At 70.8% G+C, this 26095-nt stretch carries 28 protein-coding genes; 14 read left to right on the top strand and 14 right to left on the bottom strand.

Annotation, left to right across the window (positions count from 1 at the left end; all coding sequences use genetic code 11):
- Positions 1 to 40: 40 nt before the first annotated feature.
- The 5 genes from ACH442_RS38285 to ACH442_RS38265 form a co-directional block, all read right to left on the bottom strand.
- Positions 41 to 208: a hypothetical protein gene (locus ACH442_RS38285; protein ID WP_396343006.1), complete on the bottom strand. Its 168-nt coding sequence runs from the start codon at positions 206 to 208 to the stop codon at positions 41 to 43.
- Between the two features lie 74 nt (positions 209 to 282).
- Positions 283 to 621, bottom strand: coding sequence for a hypothetical protein (locus ACH442_RS38280; RefSeq protein ID WP_396343005.1), 339 nt, complete (start codon positions 619 to 621; stop codon positions 283 to 285).
- Positions 622 to 731: 110 nt separating this feature from the next.
- Entirely contained in the window at positions 732 to 1199 is a 468-nt protein-coding gene (locus tag ACH442_RS38275; protein WP_396343004.1) for a hypothetical protein, read from the bottom strand.
- A 495-nt stretch (positions 1200 to 1694) separates the two neighbouring features.
- Complete coding sequence (locus ACH442_RS38270) at positions 1695 to 3458, bottom strand: protein kinase (protein WP_396343083.1); 1764 nt, start codon at positions 3456 to 3458, stop codon at positions 1695 to 1697.
- 158 nt (positions 3459 to 3616) lie between these two features.
- A complete protein-coding gene (locus ACH442_RS38265; protein ID WP_396343082.1) occupies positions 3617 to 4537 on the bottom strand; it encodes a serine hydrolase in 921 nt (306 codons plus the stop codon).
- Positions 4538 to 4917: 380 nt separating this feature from the next.
- Between ACH442_RS38265 and ACH442_RS38260 the strand changes: the two genes are divergently transcribed.
- Both ACH442_RS38260 and ACH442_RS38255 read left to right on the top strand, forming a co-directional pair.
- The gene (locus tag ACH442_RS38260; protein WP_396343003.1) at positions 4918 to 5712 is read left to right on the top strand and encodes an SAM-dependent methyltransferase; all 795 of its coding nucleotides are present in this window, start codon (positions 4918 to 4920) and stop codon (positions 5710 to 5712) included.
- A 27-nt stretch (positions 5713 to 5739) separates the two neighbouring features.
- Positions 5740 to 6066: a TM2 domain-containing protein gene (locus ACH442_RS38255; RefSeq protein WP_396343002.1), complete on the top strand. Its 327-nt coding sequence runs from the start codon at positions 5740 to 5742 to the stop codon at positions 6064 to 6066.
- Positions 6067 to 6086: 20 nt separating this feature from the next.
- Here the strand turns inward: ACH442_RS38255 and ACH442_RS38250 are convergent, their stop codons facing one another.
- Entirely contained in the window at positions 6087 to 7172 is a 1086-nt protein-coding gene (locus ACH442_RS38250) for an acyltransferase (RefSeq protein WP_396343001.1), read from the bottom strand.
- Positions 7173 to 7340: 168 nt separating this feature from the next.
- On the opposite strand from ACH442_RS38250, the gene ACH442_RS38245 reads away from it, so the two are divergent.
- Positions 7341 to 7940: a DsbA family protein gene (locus ACH442_RS38245; RefSeq protein ID WP_396343000.1), complete on the top strand. Its 600-nt coding sequence runs from the start codon at positions 7341 to 7343 to the stop codon at positions 7938 to 7940.
- 235 nt (positions 7941 to 8175) lie between these two features.
- Here ACH442_RS38245 and ACH442_RS38240 read toward each other — a convergent pair whose 3' ends face one another.
- Positions 8176 to 9462: a YbhN family protein gene (locus tag ACH442_RS38240; protein WP_396342999.1), complete on the bottom strand. Its 1287-nt coding sequence runs from the start codon at positions 9460 to 9462 to the stop codon at positions 8176 to 8178.
- A gap of 80 nt (positions 9463 to 9542) precedes the next feature.
- Here ACH442_RS38240 and ACH442_RS38235 point away from each other — a divergent pair, with 80 nt between their 5' ends.
- The 4 genes from ACH442_RS38235 to ACH442_RS38220 all read left to right on the top strand — a co-directional run bounded on the left by ACH442_RS38235 (position 9543) and on the right by ACH442_RS38220 (position 13472).
- Positions 9543 to 10130: a TetR/AcrR family transcriptional regulator gene (locus tag ACH442_RS38235; RefSeq protein WP_396342998.1), complete on the top strand. Its 588-nt coding sequence runs from the start codon at positions 9543 to 9545 to the stop codon at positions 10128 to 10130.
- Between the two features lie 162 nt (positions 10131 to 10292).
- Positions 10293 to 10769, top strand: a complete 477-nt coding sequence (locus ACH442_RS38230) for a hypothetical protein (protein ID WP_396342997.1) — start codon at positions 10293 to 10295, stop codon at positions 10767 to 10769.
- 88 nt (positions 10770 to 10857) lie between these two features.
- Positions 10858 to 11280 carry a hypothetical protein gene (locus ACH442_RS38225; protein WP_396342996.1) on the top strand — a complete coding sequence of 141 codons (423 nt, stop codon included), beginning with the start codon at positions 10858 to 10860 and terminating at the stop codon, positions 11278 to 11280.
- Between the two features lie 2 nt (positions 11281 to 11282).
- Positions 11283 to 13472 (top strand): DUF4132 domain-containing protein, encoded by a 2190-nt coding sequence (locus ACH442_RS38220; RefSeq protein WP_396342995.1) that lies wholly within the window; start codon positions 11283 to 11285, stop codon positions 13470 to 13472.
- On the opposite strand, the gene ACH442_RS38215 is transcribed toward ACH442_RS38220, so the two are convergent.
- The 3 genes from ACH442_RS38215 to ACH442_RS38205 form a co-directional block, all read right to left on the bottom strand.
- Positions 13459 to 13734, bottom strand: a complete 276-nt coding sequence (locus tag ACH442_RS38215; protein WP_396342994.1) for a sulfurtransferase TusA family protein — start codon at positions 13732 to 13734, stop codon at positions 13459 to 13461. The genes ACH442_RS38220 and ACH442_RS38215 overlap by 14 nt on opposite strands.
- Before the next feature lie 372 nt (positions 13735 to 14106).
- Positions 14107 to 14952: a ketose-bisphosphate aldolase gene (locus ACH442_RS38210; protein ID WP_396342993.1), complete on the bottom strand. Its 846-nt coding sequence runs from the start codon at positions 14950 to 14952 to the stop codon at positions 14107 to 14109.
- Positions 14946 to 15833: a 1-phosphofructokinase family hexose kinase gene (locus tag ACH442_RS38205; protein ID WP_396342992.1), complete on the bottom strand. Its 888-nt coding sequence runs from the start codon at positions 15831 to 15833 to the stop codon at positions 14946 to 14948. Before ACH442_RS38205 ends, ACH442_RS38210 begins: the two co-directional genes overlap by 7 nt.
- A gap of 200 nt (positions 15834 to 16033) precedes the next feature.
- On the opposite strand from ACH442_RS38205, the gene ACH442_RS38200 reads away from it, so the two are divergent.
- Positions 16034 to 16921 (top strand): carbohydrate kinase family protein, encoded by an 888-nt coding sequence (locus ACH442_RS38200; RefSeq protein ID WP_396342991.1) that lies wholly within the window; start codon positions 16034 to 16036, stop codon positions 16919 to 16921.
- Here ACH442_RS38200 and ACH442_RS38195 read toward each other — a convergent pair.
- Positions 16909 to 17388, bottom strand: coding sequence for a carboxymuconolactone decarboxylase family protein (locus tag ACH442_RS38195; protein ID WP_396342990.1), 480 nt, complete (start codon positions 17386 to 17388; stop codon positions 16909 to 16911). The genes ACH442_RS38200 and ACH442_RS38195 overlap by 13 nt on opposite strands.
- Before the next feature lie 72 nt (positions 17389 to 17460).
- Between ACH442_RS38195 and sigJ the strand changes: the two genes are divergently transcribed.
- The 6 genes from sigJ (at position 17461) to ACH442_RS38165 (ending at position 22603) form a co-directional block, all read left to right on the top strand.
- A complete protein-coding gene (sigJ, locus tag ACH442_RS38190; protein ID WP_396342989.1) occupies positions 17461 to 18315 on the top strand; it encodes an RNA polymerase sigma factor SigJ in 855 nt (284 codons plus the stop codon).
- 57 nt (positions 18316 to 18372) lie between these two features.
- On the top strand, positions 18373 to 18891 hold the full coding sequence (locus ACH442_RS38185) for a hypothetical protein (RefSeq protein ID WP_396342988.1): 519 nt from the start codon (positions 18373 to 18375) through the stop codon (positions 18889 to 18891).
- 17 nt (positions 18892 to 18908) lie between these two features.
- A complete protein-coding gene (locus ACH442_RS38180; RefSeq protein WP_396342987.1) occupies positions 18909 to 19754 on the top strand; it encodes a DUF4097 family beta strand repeat-containing protein in 846 nt (281 codons plus the stop codon).
- Between the two features lie 120 nt (positions 19755 to 19874).
- Positions 19875 to 20828, top strand: coding sequence for an ABC transporter ATP-binding protein (locus tag ACH442_RS38175; RefSeq protein ID WP_396342986.1), 954 nt, complete (start codon positions 19875 to 19877; stop codon positions 20826 to 20828).
- Positions 20825 to 21607 (top strand): ABC transporter permease, encoded by a 783-nt coding sequence (locus ACH442_RS38170; protein WP_396342985.1) that lies wholly within the window; start codon positions 20825 to 20827, stop codon positions 21605 to 21607. The genes ACH442_RS38175 and ACH442_RS38170 overlap by 4 nt, the downstream gene beginning before the upstream one ends.
- Positions 21608 to 21883: 276 nt before the next feature.
- Positions 21884 to 22603, top strand: coding sequence for a hypothetical protein (locus ACH442_RS38165; RefSeq protein ID WP_396342983.1), 720 nt, complete (start codon positions 21884 to 21886; stop codon positions 22601 to 22603).
- A gap of 383 nt (positions 22604 to 22986) precedes the next feature.
- Here ACH442_RS38165 and ACH442_RS38160 read toward each other — a convergent pair whose 3' ends face one another.
- From ACH442_RS38160 to ACH442_RS38150, 3 genes are read right to left on the bottom strand one after another with little or no spacing between them, the layout of a single operon-like run.
- On the bottom strand, positions 22987 to 23805 hold the full coding sequence (locus ACH442_RS38160) for a carbohydrate ABC transporter permease (protein ID WP_396342982.1): 819 nt from the start codon (positions 23803 to 23805) through the stop codon (positions 22987 to 22989).
- Positions 23806 to 24729: a carbohydrate ABC transporter permease gene (locus ACH442_RS38155; protein ID WP_396342981.1), complete on the bottom strand. Its 924-nt coding sequence runs from the start codon at positions 24727 to 24729 to the stop codon at positions 23806 to 23808. It lies immediately after the preceding gene.
- Positions 24729 to 26027: an ABC transporter substrate-binding protein gene (locus ACH442_RS38150; RefSeq protein ID WP_396342980.1), complete on the bottom strand. Its 1299-nt coding sequence runs from the start codon at positions 26025 to 26027 to the stop codon at positions 24729 to 24731. The genes ACH442_RS38155 and ACH442_RS38150 overlap by 1 nt, the downstream gene beginning before the upstream one ends.
- Between the last annotated feature and the right edge of the window lie 68 nt (positions 26028 to 26095).

Here is a 26095-nt window from a genome sequence, read left to right as displayed (position 1 = left end):
CTCTCACCCATGATCGGCCTTCAGGCGGGGTGAGTGAGGACTATTCGGGACCTTCCGTCACAACCTTCTTGCCGGCGGCGGCCGGAACAGGAACAGAGACGGGCGGACGGGGGTCGGCCGGCGCCCTGCCGTCGAGGGCGAACATCGCGCTCAGCGCGCCGTCCGGATGGCGGACATACCAGGCGGAGGTGTAGGCAGCGATTTCCACGACTGCACGGTCGGCAACCCGGCCCTTCCCCATGATTGCCGAACCGGTGCGAATCCGTCGCGGGACAGGTGGTGTCAGTGGTGGTCGTCGTCGGGCCACTCGTGCGGCGTGACGGTCCACGGCTTGGCCGGGTCGTCGCGGGTGGCGGCGTGCCCGATCGGCAGCGTGACCAGCTCGGCGACCGCCGGATCGTCCTCGGCGAGGTGACTGATGCAGGCCAGCACGCTGGCGCCGGGCAGGTTCGGATCGTTGACGCCGTCGCCGACCAGCCAGTCGTTGTGCTCGTCGTGGATGACGACACGAGCCGGCTCCTCGCCGATCAGCACGGTGCGCTGCACCACAGCGCCGAGCAGCTCGGGAAAGCGGGCATCCGGGAACGGGAAGTCGACGTTGCGGAGAATTTGGCCTGACACACCCGTTATTACTGGTGAGAGCCCCCGGAGGTTACGCGCATCCCGCCAGGACTCCGGGCGGCCCCGCTCCGGCGCGCCTGCTGGGCCGCGCCCGGGCCGATCTCGTCCCCTCACGCGTTGATCGTGATCCAGGCGCGGACCGCGGCGAAGTCGGCGCCGGCGAGCCCGGTGAACGGATGCACCCGCCGGAGCAGGGCCCGGCCGCGGTGGTGGGCCGCGATCCATCGCTGATCAGCATCGGTCACCTCGTCGTCGAGCCAGACGAACGGGCGTCCCGCCGCGTACGCCACCAGGAAGCCGGTCTTCCAGTGCAGTCCCGCCACCGGGTTCTCGTCCGGCCAGTCCACGACCGGCAACGGGGGCAGACCGAGCCGGGGCGAGACGACCTCGTTGGCCTCGTCCATCCAGGTGGTCGCCCAGATCAGCTCCCCGCCGAGAGCCAGCAGGCGTGGCCCGTCGGCCGGGTCGATCCGCGCGACGAGCGGATTGGCGTGCGGCTGCGCCCCCGGCACGGCACGGGCCCGGAGCGGGATCACCGTGCCGTCGACGTCGAGGAAGATCAGCGGGCGAGCCGTCACCGCCGCACCGTACCGGTCAGCCGCGGACGAGAGCCAGGAGGCGTCGCCGCCGCCACACGGCGACCACGAGGCCGACACCGGCGACGCCGATCGCGCGCGGGTCCGCGATGAAGGCGAGCGGCGGTCTCGCTCCGGACGGCTCCGAGATCCTCGACTTCCGGGCCCGCGGATGTGGGACGTGGCCTACGCGGTCTACCGGTGGGCGCCGCTGACCGGGCCCGGGAGTGCCGACGCGCACGGAACACGGGCAGAACAGGCGGAGCGGCTGGAGCTGTTCTGTGACCGATACGGCATGGAGTCCCGCGCCACGCTGCTGGACGCGGTGGCCGCACGGCTGCACGGCTGCACGGCTGCACGGCTGCACGGCTGCACGGCTGCACCACATGGTCACCTTCATGCGGGCCGAGGCCGCCGCCGGGAGCGCCGCGTTCGCGGGCCGCCTGGCCGCCGGCCACCACCTGCAGTACCTGGGCGACGCGGATTACGCGCGGACGTTCACCCGCTGACCGAAGCCGCCGGCACCCCGTCCGAGCAGGCAACCGTCATGGTCACCACGGATGAGCCGTGTTTGAACGACACCGTCGGCGCGGGGCCGGGACCAGGATCAACCCCATCGAGTTTGTACGTCTTGGCCGCCGTCCACGACAGCAGTTCGGCCGTGCCGTCCGACGTGCAGGAAGCGGTGACCGTGCCACCGCTTGACGACAGCGTGCGGGTGACCGCTCCCGGAGTCGGCTTCGTCGTCACCGGAGCCGTCGAAGCCGCCGACGTCGACGTGCCCACGGGGGCTTTCGTGGCTTTCGTGGCTTCGGTGGCGGCCGGCACCGGCAGGCCCGTTCCCGGCGGCAGCGCCGAGCGGCCGGTCCCCACGGTCTGCTGCGGCTCCGGGGATCGGGACTTTCCGGGCGCGGCACTGGCCGGCGGCGGGACCACGGGCGGCAGCGACTCCGCCGCCACCACGACGGGATCATCGGCGTCGCCGGCCCGGAACCACAGAAAGCCACCCGCGACGGCCGCCAGGGTGACCGCTCCCGCGGCCACGAGCAGCGGCCCGCGTCGAGTCGTCGCCGTGGGCGCCGACTCGACGCCTGGGGCTCGCCGCCCCGGCGCCGGCTCGTTCTGCGCCACCGGCATTCCGGCCGCAGGTGTGCTCCCCGCTGCTGGCACTCCCCCCGCCGGCACGCTCCCCGCTGCTGGCACTCCCCCCGCCGGCACGCTCCCCGCTGCTGGCACTCCCACCGCCGGCACGCTCCCCGCTGCTGGCACTCCCATCGCGGGCTCGTTCCTCGCCACCCGCAAGACCGTCGTCGCCGCTTCCGCCGTGGTTGTGGGTGCCGTCGACGGTTCCGGGCGCACCGGCAGGTCGTCCGGCACCACTCGCAGCCCGGCCGCCTCGCCCAACTCCGAGGCGATCTGCTGCGCGGTCGGCCGGACCGCCGGATCCTTCGCCAGACAGCGGTTGCACAGGGCCACCACATGCGCGGGCACGCCGGGCACATACGGCAGGGCGGCCGGTTCGACGTAGACGTGCGCGGTCAGCATCTGCCGGGTGTTCTCCGCGGTCCACGGCGAATGACCACTGAGCAGCACGTACAGCACGACCCCGAGCGCGTACACGTCCGACGCCGGCACCACCGGGGCACCGACGAGCCGTTCCGGGGCCAGGTACGCGGGCGTCCCCAGCAACTCCTCGTCCGGCTCCTCCGCGCCGACCGGGTCGACCGCGGCCGCGATCCCGAAGTCGACGACCTTGGCCCCGCTCGGCGCGAGCATCACGTTCCCCGGCTTGATGTCGCGGTGCACCAGCCCCTCCGCGTGGGCCGCGGACAGCGCCGCCGCGACCTCGGCACAGACGCGCATCGCGAACGCCGGGGCGACCGGTCCGGCCGCCATCCGCTGGTGCAGGGTTCCGCCGGGGACGAGTTCGATCACCAGGTACGGCAGGAGCCGCCCGTGCTGGTCGGTCTCGCCGTAGTCGTACACCTGGGCAATGTTGGGATGGGCGAGCGCCGCCGCGGCCCGCGCCTCGTGCCGGATCCGCTCCCGCGAGTGCCGATCCCCCGCATGCTGGGGTGCCACCAGCTTCACCGCCACCGAGCGGTCCAGCACGTGATCGTGCGCCCGCCAGACGACGCCCATGCCACCGGCCCCGAGTTGTTCGGTCAGCCGGTAACGCCCGTCGAGTACGAGACCCTTTCCGTATTCGTTGTCGCTGATCTCCACCCGGCGCAGTCTGCCCTGATCACCGTCGTCCCGCATCCCCACCGCAGATCCGGGCCCAGCCGCACGCACCGCGTGAGGCCCGCGACCGCCCGGGCCCCGCCCACCCGGCGAACACACCGTGTGACGCCCGCAGCCGCCGAAGCCCATCCGCCGGCGAGCACCTCGCGACGCCCGCAGCCGCCGGAGCCCGTGGCTCAGTACTTGAGGTACTGCCGGGTCAGCTTGGCGACCTTCTCGACCAGGGTGATGCCGCTCTGCATGGACTTGTTGTTGTGCGACAGCACCGCCACCGACACGTCCACGTCGTCACCGTCGGTCACGCGCCCGATGGTGTTGACCGCCCACAGCCCGCCGTCCGCGGAGCGCGTGTCCCACCCGTTCTTCACGGTGAACGTCTCGCCGCTCTTCGCAATCGCCGGAACGCCCCAGTCCTGCGCGGCGTTGACGGTGTTCATCAGCTTGAACGCGGTCTTGCGCGAGTCGGCGTCCAGCGGGCCCTTCGTGTCCACGAACTCGCCCAGCAGCTTGATCTGGTCGTCGACCGTCGTCCGGGTCAGACCCCACGACGTGTTCACCGCGGTCTCGGTCAGCCCCAGTCGCTTGTTGCACTTGCCGACTGCGGTCTTCCCGCCGATCCGCGTGAACAGCGACGTCGTCGCATTGTTGTCGCTGAGCTGGATCATCGGCTTGGCCAGCGTCATCTCGGCCGAACTCGGGTCCCGCCCGGCGTCCTGGTCCTTGAGCAGCATGCAGGCGAGGATCTGAGCCTTGACGATGCTGGCCGTTTCGTACTTCTCGTCACCCCGATAGGCGTACGTCTCACCGGTCTTCTTGTCCTGAACCGCGACCGAGAACTCGGGCGACGACGCCGTGAGCTTCTTCAGCGCAGCGGTGAGCTGCTTCTCGCGCTTGGCCCGCTCGGCTTTCGCCAGTTCCTCAGGGCTCGGCCCGGTCGGTGAGGGCGACGCGCTGACATCCGCCGCCGTGTCCACGGCGCCCGCGCTCGGGCCCGTCGTCGAGTCGCCCGCGCTCAGTGCTCCGGGCAGGATGCTGCCGCCGTCGGGCCCTCCGTCGTTGAGGCCCGCGTAGATCAGGCCACCACCGCCGAACACCACGACCGCCGCACCAGCCAAGATTCCAACTCGGTAACGCTGCACCCGTGCATACTGCCGCGTCCCAGCCCTCTCGACAAATCGCCACACTCTAGGCGCTCAACCAGCCACTATGCGTGATCACCGCCCGCTCGCCCCCACCCCTCCTCATCGGCTCACCCGCCCACACCGTCGCATGCCTATACCGTCGCGTGCCCACCCCGCCACATGCCCACCCCGCCGCATGCCCACCCCGTCGCGCGCCCACACCGTCGCGCGCCCACACCGTCGCGCGCCCACCCCGTCGCGCGCCGTGCGCCCGGGCCGACCCGTTCGCGCTGCCGCCGGCCGTGCGGCCGCGCTCCTGTTTCAAGCGAGTTCGCGTTCCTATTAGGATTTCGGCCGTGACGATCGACAAGCTCGACACCGGGGTGCCGCACCCGGCCCGCCGCTACAACTATTGGCTGGGCGGCAAGGACAATTTCGCCGCCGACCGGGAGTCGGGCGACCTGCTCGCCGAGTCGTACCCCGCCGCCCGCATCGCCGCCCGCGCCAACCGCGCGTTCTTGCAGCGTGCGGTCGGTTTCCTGGCCGGCGAGACGGGCGTGCGCCAGTTCCTGGACATCGGCACCGGCCTGCCCACCGCCGACAACACCCACCAGGTCGCGCAGCGGATCGCCCCGGAGAGCCGCATCGTCTACGTCGACAACGACCCGATGGTGATGGTCCACGCCCGCGCGCTGCTGACCAGCACCCCTGAGGGCGAGACCCGCTATCTGGAGGCGGACCTGCGCAACCCGCAGCAGATTTTGGAATCTCTCGAGATCCTGGACCTCTCCCAGCCGGTCGCCCTGATCCTGGTCGCCGTCGCCCACTTCCTCCCTGATCACCCCCACTCCGTCGGACTCGTCCGGACCCTGGTCGACGCCCTCCCCTCCGGCAGCTACCTGACGATGACCATGGCCACCACCGACCTGCTCACGCCGGAGTTGAAGGCCAGCTGGGACGAGTCCCTCCGTTCCGGCCGCTCCGACGTCCACCCCCGCACCCGGACCGAGTTCGCCCAGTTCTTCGAGGGCCTGGACTTCGTCACCCCGGGCATCGCCCCGATCAGCGAATGGCGCCCGGACCCCACTGCCGAGGAACACCCCACCCCCGTCGAAGCCTCCCTGTTCGGCGCCGTGGCCCGGAAGCCGTAACCGCCGCGGGCCGCTATCGTTCCGCGGATGGGATCACCGCAGGACCAGGTCACCCTTCCGGAGTGGGACCGCCTCCGCCTGCTGCGCGCCGAATCCGAATACGAAGCCATCAAGAAGAACCCCAAGCACGCGTACGCCCTCTGGTGCGCAACCGGCATCTTCGGCGGCCATCGTTTCTACCTCGGTGACACCGCCCTTTCCGTCGTCATGCTCTTCACGCTCGGCGGTCTCGGCCTCGGCACGCTGATCGACGTCTTCTTCATCGGCCGCCGAGTCCGCGCCGTCAACCACGCCCGCCGAACCGCGGTCATGGCCCGCCACGGCATCCACGAGGCCCAACCCGCGCCGAGCTGACCTCCCCCATCCCGTGGGGATCACCCCCTGATCCGGCGTGTCGCCACGCCGATGAACAGCAGGACCAGGGCGAACAGCGGCAGCCACCCCACCCTCTCCAGCACCCAGACCGCGCTGTCCGGACTCGTGTGCAGCCCGGCCAAAGGCCCGACCGCCAGCCGCGTGACGACCGCCGCCGTGATCATCGCGGTCTGATGCCACAGGAAGATCGTCATCGCGAACAGGTTCACCAGCACGACCGCCGCCCACCACGCCGGGCGCCGCATCAGGCGCCCCAACGGCTCCCGAAGCAGGCCGGCGAGACCGCACTGGGCCAGGCCGAACGTGACCGCCGCGAGGCTGGGGGGCGCCAGGTTCGAGAAGCCGGCCCCGGGCACGCCGACCATCGAGGCCGGATAGCCCGCCCAGCACACCAGCACGATCGTCGTGGCCGTGCCGCCGATCAGGAGACCCCACAGCGATCCCCGGGACATCCGCTGCCACCGGGCACCGACCGCGAACGGCACCAGCCAGCCGGCCGCCAGGTTGACCCAGCCCACCCATGCAGGCGCTCCGAGCTGGATCCGGAACAGGTCGACGACCGCCACGACGGTGAGCGGCACGGCCGGGTGCAAGCGCACCACCAGCGGCGTCGCCGCGGTGAGCGCTGCGAACACGAGAAGGAACCACAACGGCGACAGGACCAGCATCACCAGGGTGCGGACGGTTGCCGGATCGGATCCGACGGCCAGGAGGAAGCCGCCCACGACCGTCCACACGGCGAGGACGAGGAGCACCGGCCGGAACAGCCGTTTCAGCCGTCCCGCGACCCAATCCCCGTACGGAATGATTCGCCGTGACCGACCAGCGGCCGCGACGTGCCCGCCCACCAGGAAGAAGACCGCCAAGGTCTGGAAGACCCACGAGACGGGCGTGAGCGCCGGCAGGAACTGCAGTGGACTGGCACCTCGAATCGGCCCGTCGTCGAAGACGAGAGCGGTCACCAGCCAGTGCCCGAGCACCACCCCGAGGATGGCGATCGCGCGGAGAGCATCGATGGCCCGGTCGCGATCGGGCCTGGTGGCGGCCTCGATGCGGCGGGCTGTGGCGTGGGTTGCGATGGCCATGGCGGCAAAGTTAGGCGGCCCGGCGAGGAACGGCGTCAGACCTGGGTCTGATTTTTGAGGTACCACTCCGGTCTGATGCATTGGTCCATCCACTTGCGGCAGAATTGGCGTCCGCACCGGCCGATCAGGGCTCTAGCGTCAGCGCCACAAATCAGTGAGGAGCTTCTGATGACCACCGTCGACCTGTACTTCGACGCCGCCTGCCCGTTCGCCTGGATCACGTCCCGCTGGATCCTCGAGGTGCGCCAGTTGCGCGACTTCGACCTGCGGTTCCGCGCCATGAGCCTCTATGTCCTGAACGAGAACCGCGAGCTCCCGGAGTGGTACAGGGAGCTGATCGACAGCTCGCTCGGCATGGCCCGGGTGGTGACCGCCGCCGCTCAGCAGCACGGCGAGGAGGTGCTCGGCGACCTCTACACCGCGCTCGGCACGCGCATCCACGACCAGGAGAAGAAGGACTTCGACGCGGTGATCCCGGAGGCGCTCGCCGAGGCGGGCCTGCCGGCGTCGCTGGCAGCCGCCGCGAAGACCGCCGAGTGGGACGAGGCCCTGCGCAAGTCCCACCACGAAGGCATGGACCCGGTCGGCGAGGATGTCGGCACTCCGACGATCCACATCGACGGGGTGGCGTTCTTCGGCCCGGTCCTGAACAAGATCCCCCGTGGTGAGGAGGCCGCCCGCCTCTTCGACGCCGCGCGGACGCTGGCCAACTATCCGGGGTTCTTCGAGCTCAAGCGCACCCGCACCGGCGGCTTGAACTTCGACTGACCGCAACCTGTTCCGTTCCGACTCGCGGGTGGATCAATCTGGCCATGGAGATCAGCATCAGCAAGGCCGGTGTCGAGGCCGGGCCGGGTGCAGGAACCAAACCGGTGCCGAGGCCGGGCCGGTGCAGGGACCAAGCCGGTGCGGAGACCAGGGCCGCATCCGGGTGCAAGGGACAGGGCCGTCAGGCCGCGAGCTGACCGGGTGAGCGGTCGCGCCTGTCCGGCCAGGGCGAGGATCAGCGGGTCGACTCCGCGAGGACTGCGGGGGCCGGGTGGGACAACGGCGAAGCGACCGGGAAGTCCAGCGGCCGGGCCGGCACCTGACGCAACCCCAGATAGGTGATCAACCCGACCGGAAGGATCAGCCAGAACGAGACGATGCGATACAGCAGGACGGCTGCGGCGGCGACGGCCGGCGAGGCGCCCATGCTCAGCGCGGTGACCAGACTGGCCTCGACGAAACCGAGACCACCGGGGCTCAGCGGGATCTGCCGGACGACCTGCGCCACCAGGTAGGCCGCGCCGACGGTTCGCCAGCTGACCGGCAGACCGCAGGCCTGAGCCGCCGCGATCAGGCAGAAGGCGTCCGCGGCCCAGTTCAGCGCCGACCAGAGGACGGCCGCGACGCCGTCCCACGGCCGGATCGACCGTGCGGCCGTGACCGCCGCGGTCCACTCCCGATGCGCCCGCGCCCTGAACCGCCGCACGGCATTCCGCGCAGCATGCCCGCCGCGGCCGGAGAAGTGCGAGGCGCCACCGGAGAGATGCTGGGCACCGCCGGAGAAGTGCGAGGCGCCACCGGAAAGATGCTGGGCACCGCCGGAGAAGTGCGAGGCGCCACCGGAAAGATGCTGCCCGCCGCCGGAGAAGTGCTGGGCACCGCCGGAGGGTCGCGAGGCGGCTCCTGCGAGGCGTTCGCCGCCGGGCTGTCGCAGGTCAAGGTCAACCGATTTGCGCGTACGGGGACGGGACCGCACCGCCGTGACCAGCGCCGCGACGAGCACGGCCGCGGCGGCGATCGCCTCGTACGACGCCGAGTGCCACCAGCCCGCCACTGCCCCTTGCCCGTAGGTGAGCACGCACACCGCGAGCAGCCCGCTCATCGAGGCGACCATCGACAGCACGGTCACGGTCGCGGCGGTCGCGCCGGCGGCGCCGCGCCGGCGGTACTGCTGCACGGCGTAGGCGGCTGACATGGCCGACCCGGCGGGCAGCGCGAGGCTGATCGCCGACCGGCTGTAGGTGATGGCCAGCATCCCGATCCGGGAGACGCGCACCCCGGCCGCCCCGAGTAGCCTGCGCTGCTGGAACCCGAATGCCGCCTGCGACATCACCTGTGCCGCGAGCGCAGCCGCGACCCAGCGCGCGTCCGCCGTACGCAGAATGGTCCAAATCGCCGCCGGAGCCGGGAGTCGCCCGCGGACCGTGACCCCGACGGCGGCCGCGGCAAGCACGATCACGGCGATGCGCGCCGGCCATCGCCACCTGCGTCGTTCACTGACCGCATCCCCCCGGGTGCTCACCGCACTCAGCCTCGTCCTTGTTTGCACTCTAGGCAAGTTTGCACTTTGAGAAGTGGCTTACGTCGCATTAGGGTTGCGGGGTGGAGGAGAACCTCGGGCTGCGTGAACGCAAGAAGATGGCCACCCGGATGGCGCTGCACGAAGCCGCCGTCCGCCTGGCCGCCGAGCGCGGCGCCGACAACGTCACGATCGACGCCATCGCGGAAGCGGCGGGGGTTTCGCGGCGAACGTTCACGAACTATTTCGCGAACAAGGAAGAGGTCTTCTACTACCGCGACGCGCACCGCCTGCGCCGGCTCTGCGAGTCGCTGCGCCGGCAGCCGGCCGCCGACCCCTGGACGATTCTGACCGGCGCGGCCGCCGACCTGCTCGGCGAGGCCTTCGCCGATGCGGACACGTCCTGGCTGACGCAGCGCCGGACGCTGCATCGTGACCCGAATCATCTGGCGCACCAGATCGCCGCCTACACCGCGATCGAGCGTGAGTTGTCCGCCGAGATCGTCACCCGGCTTCCCGGCCCGGATGCGGAGTTGCGTGCCCGTGTCCTGGTCGCCACGTTCATGACGGCGTTGCGTACGAGCGTTCAGTTCTGGCTGGACCATCCGGAGACCTCGCTGCCCGACACGTTCCGCAAGGTGTCCGGAATGGTCAGTCCGGTGGTTCCGTAGTTCACGCCGCTCAACCCACGGATGATTACGCAGTGCAACAGCGCCCGCACCGATTTTCGGCCGTATAACTATGCGGACACCCGCAGATCGGACGTTCCGAATGTCACACTCCGCTACCCCACGCCCGATCGTCATGATCGCGAGCCGGTAACCTCCCGCACCATGCGTGGACCCACCATCGCAGCTGTCGCCGCGTGCACCCTCCTGGCGATCACCGGCTGCGCTAACAGTGACAACAACCCCGACACCGCCACCGCGGCAGGGGCAGCGAACGTGGCCGGACTCGACAAGGGATCCGCCGGGGCGTGCACGATCGCCTACGACGCCACCCACAGTCAGAACGGGCGCGATCTGGACGTGGCGACCGCCACTCAGATCATCAGCGTGGGCAAGACGTCGCGGAGCACGATCATCACCGCCGCGACCGACGTGCTCAGCGGCGCGGTGGCCAAGGCGCAGGCCGCGGCCGGCGAGCCTGACGAGGACGTGCTGAAGGCCGAGGTCAGCAGCGCCATCCTCAAGCTGCAGACCGCCTGCCAGGACACCGACGCGGTCAAGGCGAACATCACGACGCCGAGCACGGGTGGCGGGGGCGCTTCCGCGGAGGCCACGTCGGCCGTCGACCGCAAGGCCAGCTGACGTCACCGTCACCCTCCGGGCCGGGCCGCTGATCTCCAGCGGTTCCGGCCTCGATTTTTTGTCGTACCCGTCGCCTAGGGTTCCGGCCATGGTCGAAGTCGAGGTGCGCACCCGGGTCACCGGCACGTCCGGCGGCCTGCCGTCCGTCCTGGTGCAACTCGCCGAGGAGCGGGTGACCGCGCGTGAGCTGATCCGCCGCACGGTCGAGGAGCAGATCCGCGTCGTGGGCGCCGACGCCACGCGATGCCGCCCGATGCTCGATCGGCAATTCCTCTCCGATCATGACGTACGGGCCCAGGCCGCGACCGGCGTGGTCCGGCTCCCCCGCCGGTCCCCGCCCGAGGCGCCGCACGTGGCAACCGAGGTCACCCGCGCCCAGCAGGCATTCGCCCGCGGCTCGTTCCTGATCTTCGCGGGCGGCCGCCAGGTGACCACCCTGGACGAGGAGCTCACGATCCGCCTCGGCGAGCCGGTCACCTTCCTGCGCCTGGTCCCCCTGGCCGGTGGCTGACCATGGCCGAGTTGATCCACGTGCCGGTGCTGCTCGCCGATCTGCAACGCGCCCACTTCGACCGGGTCGCGCTCGACGAGGCCGTCGAGCGGGCCGTCGCCGCCGCCGACCTTCCCGCGCTGCGGGCCCTGGTCCAGCAGCAGTCCGCCGGTTTGCGTGACCGAGCCCTGCTGGTCCGGGTGCTGGAGACCCTGCACGAGCACGGCGGGTTGGACGGCGAGCTGATCGACCTGGCGTTCCAGCACGACCGTCACCTGGGGTTCGCCATCTTCCGCCGGCCGCGGTCACCGTTCACGGAGGCGGTGCGTGACCACCTCGACGAGGTGGTCTGGCAGCAGGTCTCCGCCCCGGGGACACCGGATCCCTACGAGCTGCCGGTGCCGTTGCGGGGCCTGCGCTTCGTCCGCCGGGCCATGGAGTGGTCCGGCGAGGCGCGGATCGGGCAGCGGCTGGGCACCGCCGAGATCACCGACGAGGAACGAGCCGCTCTGCTGGAGCTGCTCCGCGAGCGCCCGGCCGAGGAGCAGCGCCGCGTGCAGGCGTGGCGGTTGCAGGCCGGCGACGCCGACTTCTTCGTTCCGCTCGCCGGGCTGGAGTCCACCGCGCCGCTGGTCCGGCTGATCCGGGCGATGTCCGGTCACGAGGCGGTCCGGCACGATCGGGCGGCGTTGCTGGCGGCAATCGAGCAGGCCGGTGTCGACGCCACCCGGCGGCTTCTGCGGCTGGAGCCGAACGAGATGGTCGCGGCGGTTCTCGGGGACAACCGCGCCGCGGTGCTGAAGCGGGTGAAGAACAACGCGTTGCAGGGCATTGCCGCGTTCGGGATGCTGCCGCTGGCCCCGGAGGAGACGGTTCTCGACCGCTACCTGGCGTTGCGCGAGGTGGCGAAGCGCGGGCCGAAACTGGGGCCGAACCGGCGGCACAGCCACGCCGCCGCGATCGCGATCGCCTTCGACCACCTGGCGCAGGTCACCGGCTACGAGAGCGCGGGCCGTCTGGAGTGGGACTGTGAGTCCCGCCTGGTCAGTGACTCCCCGACGAGTGTGCAGACCGGCGACTACGGCATCGCGCTGCATTTCGCCGGCGCCGACCCGGTGCTGACGGTGAGCCGGGGTGGCCGGACCCTGCGGTCGGTGCCGGGCGCGGTGCGGGCCGACGGGGCGTACCAGAAGTTGCGCGATCATCAGGAGCTGCTGCGCGACCAGGCCCGCCGGATGCGCACCGGCCTGGTCGAGAGCCTGGTCGCCACGTCCGGCACGTTGCAGCCCGGCGAGCTGGCCCGGCTGCTGACCCTGCCGGCCGCTGCGGCGATGCTGCCGGCCCTGCTCTGGCGGGACGGGCGCGGCACGATCGGCCTGCTCGACGAGGTCGACGCGACCGGGCCGGTCACCGCGGTGCACCCGGTCGAACTTCTTGACCGGCAGCTGCTGGCCCACTGGCAGCGCGAGGTCGTGCGGCGCCGGCTGCGGCAGCCGGTCAAGCAAGCATTCCGCGAGGTCTACGTGCCGACGCCGGCCGAGCGCGAGGCGGTCGACGTGTCTCACCGGTTCGACGGGCAGACCGTGAACGGCAGGGTCGCCGGTCAGCTCCTCGCGTCCCGCGGCTGGACCCTGCACGGGGATTACGGCTCGTTCGCCGCGACCCGCCCGGCCGGTGACGGTCTCGTGGCCGCGCTGCGCGCCGACGTGCACGGCTACTTCGGGATGGGCGACGTCGACGTGCGCGGGCTCAGCGTGCTGCGCGACGGCCGGCCGGCGCCGCTCGCCGATGTGCCACCGGCTGTGTTCTCCGAGGTGATGCGCGATCTGGATCTGGCCGTCTCGGTCGCCGGCACCGAGCCGTGGGGTTCGCCGGCGCAGGCCGAGTCCCGCGCGCAGGTCCTGGCCGCGCTGATCTCCGATCTGGGCCTGGCTCGGGTCACGGTCGACGGGTCGTCGGCCGTCGTCCGCGGCAGCCGCGCGACCTACCGCGTGCACCTGACCAGCGGCAGCATCCACGTCGAGCCGGGCGGCTACCTGTGTGTGGTGCCGGCCGGGTTCGGGTCGGCGGCGCATCGGCGGCTGTTTTTGCCGTTCGCCGACGAGGACAGGATGACCAGCGTGATCCTCAGCAAGGTGCTGCTGTTGGCCGAGGACGAGAAGATCACCGACCGGTCCCTCCTGGATCAGTTGGAGCGGCTCACGAGTCGATAGTCCGCCAGGGGCGTCCGGCATCGGTCGGCCGGGCGCCCGCGGAAACCCCGACCGCGTAGGCCGGCCGGTCCCCCGGCACCGGCCCGAGGTAGTCGTGCCCGGTGAGGTGGCACCAGGCAGGCAGGTCGAGCGGTGCCGCCGGGTCGGTCGCGATCAGGTGCACGACCGTGCCCGGCGCGAGCGTGGCGATCAGCTTGCGCAGCTCGATCAGGAGCAGCACGCAACGCCGGTCCCCACCGTCGAGCACAACAGGAGCATTCACCCCCAGATCCTCTCCTGAGCGCCCCGCCCGTCCACCGGGGAGCCGCAACACGTGCCCGACGACACGCCGAAGCCGCCGGGTTCCCCGGTCGCGCCCCGGCGACGCGCGGCCGGCTCACACAGCCACGAGCCACCGGCATGCCGGCGCGACCGGGCACGGAAGCGCTGAAACGCGCTCGCGGGCGCGGGCACGAAAGCGCTGAAACGCGGGCGCGGGCACGGAAGCGCGGTGAGCCGCCGCCCCAGACGCGGAACCGCGGGTGAGCCGTTGCCCCAGGCGCGGAAGCGCGGGTGAGCCGTTGCCATGGCTGCGGGCTGCGGGCTGCGGGCTGCGGTGAACGTTGTCACGCGAGCGGGACCGACGTAGACGCGGTCATGGGTGCAGGACCGGGGTGAGGAGGCGCAGGGCCGCGGCGACGGTGTCGGCCATCGCCGAGCGTGCCGGGGTCAGGTACCGCCGCGGATCGACCAGGTCGGGCCGGTCCCCCAGCGTCGCCCGGACCGCACCGGTGAACGCCGTGTTCAGCGCCGTCCCGATATTGATCTTCACCATGCCGCCGCGCACGGCCGCGGTGAGTTCCTCGTCCGGCACGCCCGACGACCCGTGCAGCACCAGCGGAACCCCGACCGTGTCGCGCAGACGCGCGATCAGCTGCTGGTCGAGGCGGGCCGTGCGTTCGAGCATCGCGTGCGACGACCCCACCGCCACCGCCAGTGCGTCGACGCCGGTCGCCGCGACGTACGCCGCGGCTTCCGCCGGGTCGGTGCGGGCGCCGGGCGCATGCGCGCCGTCCTTCCCGCCGACCTCGCCGAGTTCGCTCTCCACCCACAACCCGGCCGCGTGGCAGGCCGTGGCGACGCTCGCGGTCGCGGCGACATTTTCCTGGTACGGCCGTTTCGACGCATCGAACATCACGGACCCGAACCCGTTCGGCGCCGCCTCGTCCAGCAGTTCGATCGACTCCACGTGATCGAGGTGCAGGGCCACGGGCACGCCCGCCGCGGCGGCGACTGCCCGGGCCGCGGCCGCGATCGGCGCCAGCCGCCCGTGGTGGAAGCGGACCGCGTTCTCGCTGACCTGCAGGATCACCGGGCAGCCGGCGTTCTCCGCCCCGGTCACGATCGCCTCGGCGTGCTCCACGGTGATCACGTTGAACGCGCACGCCGCGCCGCCCCGGGCCCGTACGTCGGTGATCAGTTCCCCGGTCGGCGTCAGCATCCGGCACCGGCCAGCATCGCGTGGTAGACGTCGGGGTCGAACGCCCCGGCCACCGGGCTGGCCACGGCCGCTGCCCCGAGTGCCACCGCGTCGGCCAGCAGTTCCGGCCAGGGTGTCCGATCGCGCAGCCCCCGGGCCAGCGCCGCCGTGCACGCGTCGCCGGCCCCGGTCGGGTTGCCGGTGATCGGGGCCGGCGGCGCGCAGTGGTACTCCTGGTCCGGTGTGATCGCCCGCAGCCCGGCCGCCCCGTCGGTGACGACGACCGTGCCGCTGGTCAGCGCCCGCACGTCGGTGACCGACCACTGCGGCACCAGCGCGGACAGTTCCGAGGCGTTGGGTTTGGCCACGGCCGGCCCCGCGGCCAGTCCGGCTCGCAACGCCGGCCCGCTGGTGTCCAGCAGCACCGGCCGGCCGGCTTCGGTGGCCAGGCGGGTCAGGACGCCGTACGCGTCGATCGGCAGTCCCTGCGGGAGTGAGCCGCAGAGGGTGACCACCGACGCGCGGCCGATCAGGTCGCGGAAGTGCTCGACGAAGCGGGACCATTCGGCCGCCGGGACGACCGGTCCGGGTTCCCAGAAGCCGGTCGCGTCCTCGTGGTCGACGACGGCGACGGTTCGCCGCGTGTCCCCGCTGATCGGGGTGAACGTGGCCGGCACTCCGTCGGCGTCGAGCAGTCCGGCGACGACGGAACCGGTCGGCCCGCCGAGCAGCCCGGTGGCGAGGACGGGTTCGCCGAGCGCGTGCAGCACCCGGGCGACGTTGAGTCCTTTGCCGCCGGCGCGTTCGGCGACCGCGGTGACCCGGTGGGTGTGGTGCGGGACGAGCGCGTCGACCGGATAGGTCAGGTCGAGCGCGGGATTGAGCGTGACGGTGACGATCATGTGGGGCTTCCGCGGGCGTGAGGATCTGCCCCGCCTCGGGCGTTGCACAACGGCCCTGGCGACCTGACTGCCGGACTGGTTACCGGCTGGGCGGCGATCGTTGGCTTGATTCCAACTGATCGAACGCGCACGTGTCAATAGTCGATCGTGCGCGTATCGTGCATCGAAACTGTCCATATGAACATCGGAGGACCCTGCGGATGCACGAGTTCGACGTTCTCGTCGTCGGTGACGCCAACCCGGATCTGCTGCTGCGCGGCGACGTCCGGCCCCGGTTCGGTCAACAGGAACAGCTGCTCACCGGCGCCGACCTGGTGCTGGGCGGGTCGGCGGCGATCACCGCGACCGGCTGCGCGCGGCTGGGGCTGCGGACCGCGCTGCTCACGGCCATCGGCGACGACTTCTTCGGGGCGTTGGTGCGTGAGAGGTTGACGGCTCGCGGCGTACGCCTGATCGGGGTTGCTGCCGGAGGCGCGCCGACCGGGGTCACCGTGGTGCTCAGCGAGGCCGACGACCGGGCGATGCTCACCCTGCCCGGCACGATTGCCGCGCTGCGGCCCGAGGACGTCACCGATGAACTGCTCGAACGCACAGGACACGTGCACGTGGCGTCGCTCTATCTGCAGCCGGAACTCGCGGCGGGGCTGGCCGGGGTCTTCGCCCGCGCCCACCGGAAGAACGTGACCACGTCGCTCGACACCAACTGGGATCCCACCGAGCGCTGGGAGTGGATGCCGGAGATCCTGCCGCACACCGACGTGTTCCTGCCCAACGCCGCCGAGCTCGACGCGATCACGAACGGTCAGGGCGCCAAGGTCCTGGACACCACGGTCGTGATGAAGGACGGCGCGCGCGGCGCCCGCGCCTGGTGGCCGGGTGGCGAGTGCGGGGCGCCGGGTGTCCCGGTCGAGGTGGTCGACGCGGTCGGCGCCGGGGACAGCTTCAACGCCGGTTTCCTCGCCGCCCGCCTGACCGGCCGCTCGATCGAGGAGGCGGTGGCCTGGGCCGCGGTCGCCGGCTCGCTCAGCACGCGCGCCGCCGGGGGCACCGAGGCCCAGGCCTTCCCGGAGGAGATCTACGGGCGGTAGTTCTTGCCGAACGGCGTGCCAGGGATCGGTTTGGCGATCGCGGCGACCGGCACGAAGAACAGGATCTGGGCGATGACCAGCGTCAACGTCCAGAGTGCCGGCTCGTCGTAGTGCTCCGCGGCCCGCCGGTAGAGGTCGTCGGTGACGCGTTCACCGGTCGGGTTCGGCGTGCACACGGCCTCGGCCAGTTCCAGGGCGACACGTTCGGATGCATCGAAGTACGGCGCGTCCCGCCACGACGCCACGGCGGTGATCCGTTCCTCGGACTGACCGGCCTTGCGCAGAATCCCGCTCTGCCGGACGGTGTGATACGTGCTGCCGACGATCTGCCCGACCCGCAGGTGCACGAGCGCGATCGTGGTCGCCGGGACGGTGCCGTTGTTGAGGGCTTTGGTCAGGGCGGCCGCCCAGCCGCCCAGCTCGGGAAAGAACTGCGTGGGGTCGGGGAGGCGTGAGGTGATGTCCATACCGGGTTCGACGAGACGGGCGGGCGGAACGTCAGCCCCTCACATTCGCGGCCGTCGTCTCGTCGGAGTGTCATGAGGACTCCGGAGGACGAGCGTCGCCAGCTGATCAACGTCGCGTACCGCCTGCTCGGCTCGCTCGCCGACGCCGAGGATGTGGTCCAGGAGACGTACGCGCGATGGTTTGCTCTTCCTCCTGCGCAGCAGGAAGCGATCGACGTGCCGGGCGCGTGGCTGACCAAGGTCGCGAGCCGGATCTGCCTCGACCACCTGCGGTCGGCGCGGGTGCGGCGCGAACGCTACGTCGGCGAATGGATCCCGGAGCCGGTCCCGAGCACCGCGGGCGACGACCCGGCCGACCGGATCACCCTGGACGAGTCCGTGAGCATGGCGTTCCTGGTGGTCCTGGACGCGATGACGCCGGCCGAGCGGGTCGCGTTCATCCTGCACGACGTGTTCCGCTACTCGTTCGCGGAGGTGGCCGAGGTCGCCGGCCGGACTCCGGCGGCCTGCCGTCAGCTGGCGTCCTCCGCGCGCCGCCGGATCGCCACGTCCGCCGCGCCGACGCCGCCGGTCTCCGAGCAGGCCCGGGTGGTCCGCGACTTCAAGCACGCCTGGGAGTCGAAGGACATCGCCGCGCTGGTCGGGCTGCTCGACCCGGACGCGCACCTGATCGCCGACGGCGGTGGCCTGGTCAGCGCGCTGCTGCACCCGATCACGGGCAGCGTCGAGGTCGCCCGCTACGCCGCCGGTCTGGCCGAGCGGGCTCCCGGCCTGTGCCTGCTGGAGCGGCCGGTCAACGGGCAGCCCGGCCTGGTCGTGCAGCTGGACGGCGTCACCACCGGCGTCGTCGCGTTCGAGATCACCGGCGCGCGGGTCAGCCGGATGTGGGCGGTCCGCAACCCGGAGAAGCTACGTCCGTGGCTCTGATGCCACGGTGACACCAAAGGGTTGTGCATGGCATCACGGTGATGCCATAGTGATGTCATGGAACTGCGCCCCTACATCGACGCCGTGCGTCACGAGCTCGCGCTCGCGGCGGCCACCGGCGGCGATGACGCCCGTGAGCTGGCCGAGCGGCTGACCGCGCCACTCGAGTCCGCGGTCCGGCTCGCCCTGCTCGACGCCCTCTCCGAGGCGGCCGCGGAGATCACCCGCGACCTCGCGCCCGGCTCGGTCGACCTGCGCCTGCGTCAGCGCGAGCCCTCGTTCGTGGTGACGCCGGCCCCGGCCGAGACCTGGGCCGACCCGGCGTCGCCGGCCACCGCTCCGGCTCCGGCACCGGCTTCGTCGCCCGCCGAGGACGAAGCCATGGTCCGGATCAGTCTGCGCCTGCCGGAGCACCTCAAGGGCCGGGTCGAGCAGGCCGCCGCCCGCGACGGCGTCTCGATCAACACCTGGCTGATCCGCGCCGCGTCCGCCGCGGCCGACGGTGACACCCCCCGCCCGTCCTTCACCAACCCGGCCACCGGTGGCGGCCAGCGCTACAGCGGCTGGGTCCGCTGACCCTCGAGGAGACTGAGATGCCCGTTTTCGACACCCCCGGAACGATCACCGCCTCCGTCGACCTGGTGATCGGCGAGCTGACCGTCGTCGCCGGCGACCGGCCCGACACCACCGTCACCGTCCGCCCCAGCCGCGACGACAGCGACCGCGACCTCCGGGCTGCCGAACAGACCCGCGTCGACCTGCTCGGCAGCACACTCACCGTGCGCGGCCCGCGCCAGCCGGGCCTCGGCATGTTCGGCAAGGTCGGCAGCATCGAAGTGCTGATCGAACTGCCGGCCGGCTCCGGCGTCGACGCCAAACTCGGCGTCGGCAACGCCCGCTGCGCCGGCCCGCTCGGCGACTGCCGGCTCCGCAGCGGCGCCGGTGACCTGCGGGTCGAGCAGGCCGAAAGCCTCACCATGCTGACCGGGATGGGCCTGGCCACGGCCGAAACCGTCAACGGCGACGCCCGGATGACGACCGGCTCCGGCAAATTGGAGATCCGCTCGGTGGCCGGCCCGGCGACGCTGAAGAACGGCAACGGCGAGAGCTGGGTCGGTCACGCCGGCAGCGAACTGCGGATCAACTCCGCGAACGGTGACATCGGAGCCGACCAGGCCGGCGCCGGCATCACCGCGAACACGGCCAACGGCAACATTCTCGTACGGGAACTGATCCGTGGCGCCGCGACCCTGCGCACCGCGGCCGGTCGCATCGAGGTCGGCATCCGCAGCGGCACCGCCGCCCGCCTCGATGTGCACACCCACTACGGCAACGTGCGCAACGACATGACCGCGACCGACGGGCCCTCGGAGTCCGACGAGCGGGCCGAGGTCCGGGCCCGCACCGCCTTCGGCGACATCCTGATCCACCGCGCCTGACCTCTCCCGTTCTGCTCCCCCGTTCTGTTCTCCCTTTCTGTTCTCCCTTTCTGCTTCCCCTTTCTGCTCGGCCGTTTCGCACGAAACCGGCCGCGATGACGCCTGCCCTGGGAGCTCCCGATGATCACCACCGTCTCCACCCGGCCCGCCGTTTCGGTGGCCGGTCTGCGCAAGACGTTCGGGACGACAACCGTCCTCGACGACATCGACCTGACCGTCACCGAGGGCACCGTGTTCGCTCTGCTCGGCCCGAACGGCGCCGGCAAGACCACGATGGTCCGCATCCTCGCCACCCTGCTGCCGCCCGACGGCGGTTCGATCCGCGTCGCCGGGCACGACCTGGCCCGCGACCCCGACGGCGTTCGTGCCTCGATCGGCCTGACCGGCCAGTTCGCGGCCGTCGACCGCCTGCTGACGGTCGGGGAGAACCTACGCCTGATGGCCGCCCTGCACCGCCTCGGCAAGATCGAGGGCAAACGCCGCGTCGACGAGCTGATCGAGCGCTTCGACCTCGCCGAATCCGCGAACAAGCCGGTGTCGCTGCTCTCCGGCGGTCAGCAGCGCCGCCTCGACCTGGCGATGACCCTGGTCGGCAACCCGCGGCTGATCTTCCTGGACGAGCCGACGACCGGCCTCGACCCGCGCAGCCGGCACACCATGTGGCAGATCGTCCGCGGCCTGGTCGCCGAGGGCGTCACGGTCTTCCTCACCACACAGTACCTCGACGAGGCCGACGAGCTCGCCGACCGGATCGCCGTCCTCGACCACGGCCGGATCGTCGTCGAAGGCACCCCTGACGAGCTGAAACGCCGCATCCCCGGCGGTCATTTGCTGCTGCGCTTCGCCGACCCGGCCGCGTTCCGGGCCGCGGCCGGCGTGCTGGACGTCGCGCAGAAGAACGGCGACGCGCTCACCCTCCAGGTCGCCAGCGACGGCGGGGTCGCGTCACTGCGCGCCGCCTTGGCCGCCCTCGAGCAGGCCGGGATCGAACCCGCCGATCTGACCATTCACACCCCGGATCTCGACGACGTCTTCTTCGCCTTCACCGGCGCTTCCTCCGAGGGGAACCAATGACGACGCTGGCGAACACCATCACCGATTCCCGCACCATGTTCAACCGGCAGTTGCTGCATCTGAAGCGTTATCCGTCGCTCACCATCATGCTGATCGGCCTGCCGGTCATCTTCCTGCTTCTTTTCGTGTACGTCTTCGGCGGCACCCTGGGCGCGGGCCTCGGCGGCGGCCGTTCCGAATACGTCAACTACCTGACCCCCGGCATTCTCCTGTTCACCGTCGCCGGCGCGGTCGCGGGCACCGCCATCTCCATCGCGATGGACATGACCGAAGGCATCGTCGACCGTTTCCGCAGCATGGCCATAGCGCGGGCAGCCCTGCTCACCGGGCACGTCCTCGGCAGCCTCGTACAGATCTTCATCGCCCTGTTCTTCGTCCTCGGCATCGCCCTGCTGATCGGTTTCCGCCCGAACGCCACCCCGCTCGAATGGCTCGCCGTCCTCGGTGTCCTGCTCGCCACTTCTTTCGCCCTGACCTGGCTCGCCGTAGCTCTGGGAATGGCCGCCAACAGCGTCGAGACGGCCAGCAACACCCCGATGTTCCTTTCCCTGCTCCCGTTCCTGGGCAGCGGATTCGTCCCCACCGAGACGATGCCGGCCGGCCTCCGCCAATTCGCGGAATTCCAGCCCTTCACCCCGGTCATCGAAACCCTCCGCGGCCTCCTGCTCGGCACCGGGATCGGCAACAGCGCCTGGATCACTCTGGCGTGGTGTGCGGTTGTCTCCGCCCTTTCCTACGTCTGGGCAAAACGCAAATACAACCAAAGATCCACAAGCTGAACCCCCTTCCCCGTACGCCGTGACCACCGTCCCGTGGCATCCCCGCCACGTCACCGGTGGTCACGGCGGCCACGCCCCTCCCGTCCCCGGCCGGGCCTCACCGTGGTAATTCCGCCTCCATCACCACGGTCAGGACCAGCCGGGGCCGCATGCGGGCGCAGCGGCCGCTCCTCCCGCCACGCATCCGTGCCGCCTTGCGACAACATCGACGGGGCGACAGACGCGGGCCGCAGGTCGGCCTGATCGGGACGGGACGGCATCGGACATCATCGGGGTGTGGGTGACCTTCTGATCAATCTCCTGGCGAGCGTCATCGCCGGCACCGCTGTCTGGCTCGCGGGGTTCCTGCTGCGCTGGCGGAGGCTGAACCGGGAACGTGCCTTCTTCGGCCTCACCGCCGGGACCAGTTGTCTGCTGGTGGTTTCCCGGCACGCGTCGTCGCCGCGGGAGTTCAGTGTCCACCGCCGGGACGTCGCCGCCCTGGTGGAGCTGGCCACCATCGCGCGGGAGTGCGGGGCGCACGCCGATCGGGTCGGCGAGAGCCAGCCGGTCGGGGAGATCGGCCGGCTGACCGAGTTCTGCGTAGGCGGCCCGGGCGAGGCCAGCCCGCGGAGCACCACCCATGTGCGCACGATCCTGCGCGGGGTGACGTACGAGGTCTTCGACGCGGAGAAGCGCCGGATGGCGTTCACCGTCGGCGACACCGAATACGTGCTCAGCCCCGAGGTCAGCTACGTTCTGCTCGCCCGGTTCTGGGGCCCGGCCGGCGGCCATCCCGTGTTCTTCATCGGCGGCCTGAGCGCGGCCAGTAACCTCGCGGGCGCCCGGTACCTGGCCGCACGCTACCCCGGGCTCCACCGCACCTTCGGCGCCGATCGGCCGTTCGCGCTGGTGCTGCGCGTCGTCGAGCCGGCCGCGTACGGTACCGATTTCACCGAGCTGGCTGCCGATGTCACCGACGTCGCGTTCCTGCCGATCCCGCAGCCGGTGGAGTAGCCGGCGGCCGACTGCCCGCCGATCAGCGCGGGGGCCGGCGGTTCAGGGCGACCTGGATCCTGGACAGCAACGCTTTCCTGCTCACGATGCCGGACAGCTCGCCGAGGGCCTTCGCGGGCACGGGACCCGGGCGCGTGGCCAGGATCTCCACGACGGCGGCAACCGTCTGCGGGGCGGCCGGGGAGCGGCCCTGGCGAACGCCGCACCGTGCAGCTCGCCGAGCCGCGCCAGGACCGCCCTCGGCGTGTCCCACTCGTCGATGAACGAGTCGAAGACCGCGCCGAGCGCGGGACCGAATCCGTCGAGTTCCGCGTCGGACAGCGACGCCGCGTTCGGTCCATGTCACGGCGAGATCATGCACCGCCCGTACGACAAATCTGCCTTCAGCCCTTGAGACCGGTGAATGTCATCGTGGCGATGAAGCGGCGCTGGGCCAGCAGGAACGCCAGGATCAGGGGCATTGTCGCCAGCACGTTGCCGGCCATCAGCTGGGACCACTCGGTGTGCCGGGTGCCCTGGAACGTGGCCAGGCCGACCTGGAGCGTGAAGCGGCTGTCATCGGAGATCGCGATCAGTGGCCAGAGCAGGTCGTTCCAGCTGGAGAGCAGGGTGAAGACGGCGAGGGTGGCGCACGCGGGGCGGGCCAGCGGGAGCACGATGCTGCGGAACGTGCGCCAGCGCCCGCAGCCGTCGATCAGGGCCGCTTCCTCCAGTTCGACGGGCAGGGCCAGGAAGAACTGGCGCATCAGGAAGATCCCGAACGCGGAGGCGAGCCAGGGCACGAAGGCGGCGGCGAGCGTGTCGACGATGCCGATCCGGGCGAACATCAGGTACGTCGGGATCATCAGCAACTGGATCGGGATCATGACCGTGGCGACGACGACCACGAACGCGACGCCGCGGCCGGCGAACTTCAGGCGGGCGAACCCGTAGCCGGCCGTCGAGCAGAGCACCAGGTGGGCAAGAACGGACACGGCGGCCACGATGATCGAGTTGAGGAGCCAGCGCGGCGCGTTGGTCTCGGAGAGCAGCGCCCGCCAGCCCTCCAGGTGCAGCGTCGTCGGGACGAGCTTCGGCGGGAACTGGTTGATCTCCGCGTTGCTCATGAACGACGTCAGGACCATGTGGACCAGCGGCAGTACGAACAGCAACGCCAGCGGCATCAGCAGCAGATGCCAGGGACTGAACGGCAGACGTCTCACCTAGAACACCTCCGAACCGCGCCGGCGGCTGTACCAGATGATGCCGAGCGTGAGCAGTAACGTGACGACGAACAGGAGGTAGGCGGCCGCCGCACCGTATCCGAGTCGTTGCGTCTGGAATGCCAGCTCGTAGATGTAATAGACGACCGTCTGGGTGCTGTTGAGCGGACCGCCACGCGTCGTCGTGTAGATCAGGTCGAACAACTGGACCGCGGTGATCGTCTGCCAGACCGCGGCGAAGACCGTCACCGGCCGCAGCTCCGGCAGCGTGACGTGCCGGAACACCCGCCACCGCCCGGCGCCGTCCATCGTCGCCGCCTCGACGAGCTCTTTCGGGATGTCCTGCAGCGCGGCCAGGTAGATGACGGTGGTGAATCCGACCTCGCCCCAGAGCGCGATCAGCACGATCACGTAGAGCGCCTGCGACGGGCTCTCCAGGAACTGCTGCGGTGGAATGCCGAGGTGGCGCAGCACGTCGTTGGCCGCGCCGAACTGCGGATTGAACACGAACGACGCGAGAATGCCGGTGGCCGCGGCCGAGGCGACGTACGGCACGAAGATGCAGGTGCGATAGAAGCCGATCAGCCGGATCCGCTGATTGAGCGCGATCGCCACCACCATGCCGAGTCCGATCGACAACGGCACGAAAAGCACCGTCAGCAGCAGCGTGTGCCGGGCCGCGGCGAGCATGTCCGGGTCCTGGGCGAGCTGCTGATAATTGCGCCAGCCGACCGGGACTCCGGCGGTGATGCCGTTCCACTTGGCCCGGGAGATGAAGAACGCCCACACCGCGGGAAAGAGTGAGAGTCCGACAACGATCAGCGTGGCCGGTCCGACGAAGGCCCAGCCGGTCAGGTGGCGCCGGGCCTTCCGGCGGGGCCGGGCCGGGACCGGCCGGGCCACCGCGAACGTCAGGGACGCCATCAGTTCACCAGCGCGTTCTCGGACTTCTTGGCGGCGGCGTCCAGCGCCTCTTCCGGCGTCGATCTCCCCTGCAGTACGGAGGCGATCGCGTCACCGACGTTGCGACTCATCTCCTCGTATCCGGGAACGGTCGGACGCGCCTGCCTGGCGTTGGCGAGGTTCGCGAAGAACTTGTCGCCGCCCGGGTACTCCTTGACGTAGTTCGCGAATTCCGGGGTGGTGGACTCGGCCGTGCGCAGGGGCAGGTTGCCGACCGCGAGGTTCCACTTGGCGTCGATCCCCGAGCTGGTCAGCCACTTGACGAAGTCGCGGGAGGCACCGGCCCGGTCGACGTCGCCGTGGTCGAAGAGGACCCACAGGTCGGGGCCGGAAACGGTCTGGTGGTCGCCGTTGACACCGGGCAGATCGGCCACGCCGTAGGACAGTGCGGCCTCTTTCAGCTCGATCAGGGACCACGGGCCGGAGAGCATCATCCCGATCCGCCCGCTGTTGAACAGACGCCAGTAACGTTCGTCGGTCTGATCGAGATACATCGACTTGTCGTCGACGGCCATCTGCCGCAACGTTTCCAGGGCCTTCACGCCGGCGTCCGAGTTGAAGGCCGGTTTGTTGCCGTCGAGAATCTTCCCGCCGTTCTGCCAGAGCAGTGGCCACAGATGCCAGGTGGTGTCCTCGCTGCCCGAAACCGAATAGGCCGTTCCGTAGGTGTTGGTGCCCGCGTCGGTCAGTTTCTTCGCGGCCGCCCGGAAGTCCTCCCACGACCATTGATCGGTCGGATAGGAGAGCCCCGCCTTGTCGAACAACGTCTTGTTGTAGATCAGCGCGATGTTGTCGACCAGCGCCGGGACGCCGATCACCTTGCCGTCGGTGGTCGCGGTCTGGCGGGCGGCCTCCGGGATCTCCGCCCACGCGAACGACGGATCCTGAACGAAAGCGGTCAGATCCTGGGTCTTGCCGCTGCCGCCGAGCTCGCCCGCCCAGCTGCCGTAGGCGTAGGAGACGTCAGGGTAGTTCCCGCCGGTGAAGCCGGCCGACAGCTTGGTGAGCAGGTCGTCGGTGGTCGGCGCGCCCGGTGAGGTCTTGACCGTCACGTTCGGGTGGGCGGTGTGGTACTCGGCCGCGAGCGTCTCGGCGACCTTCTCGGCCTCCTCGGTCTGGCCCGTCCACCAGGTGATCTCGACGGTCGCGGTCGGGTCGTAGCCGGCGGCGGCGTCCTTGCCGGGTTCCGTGGTTCCGCCCATGCAGGCGGTCAGCAACAGCAGGGCGGCCGCGCCGCCGGTGATCAGTCCAGGTCTCATCTCGGGACACCTCCGCGGCGACAGTGGCGGTTCAGGTGAGGACGTCGATCTTCGGAGCAGCGATCACT

The organism is Actinoplanes sp. NPDC020271, from assembly GCF_044388125.1.
Classification (GTDB): domain Bacteria; phylum Actinomycetota; class Actinomycetes; order Mycobacteriales; family Micromonosporaceae; genus Actinoplanes.
This window is presented reverse-complemented; position numbering and strand designations above follow the sequence as displayed.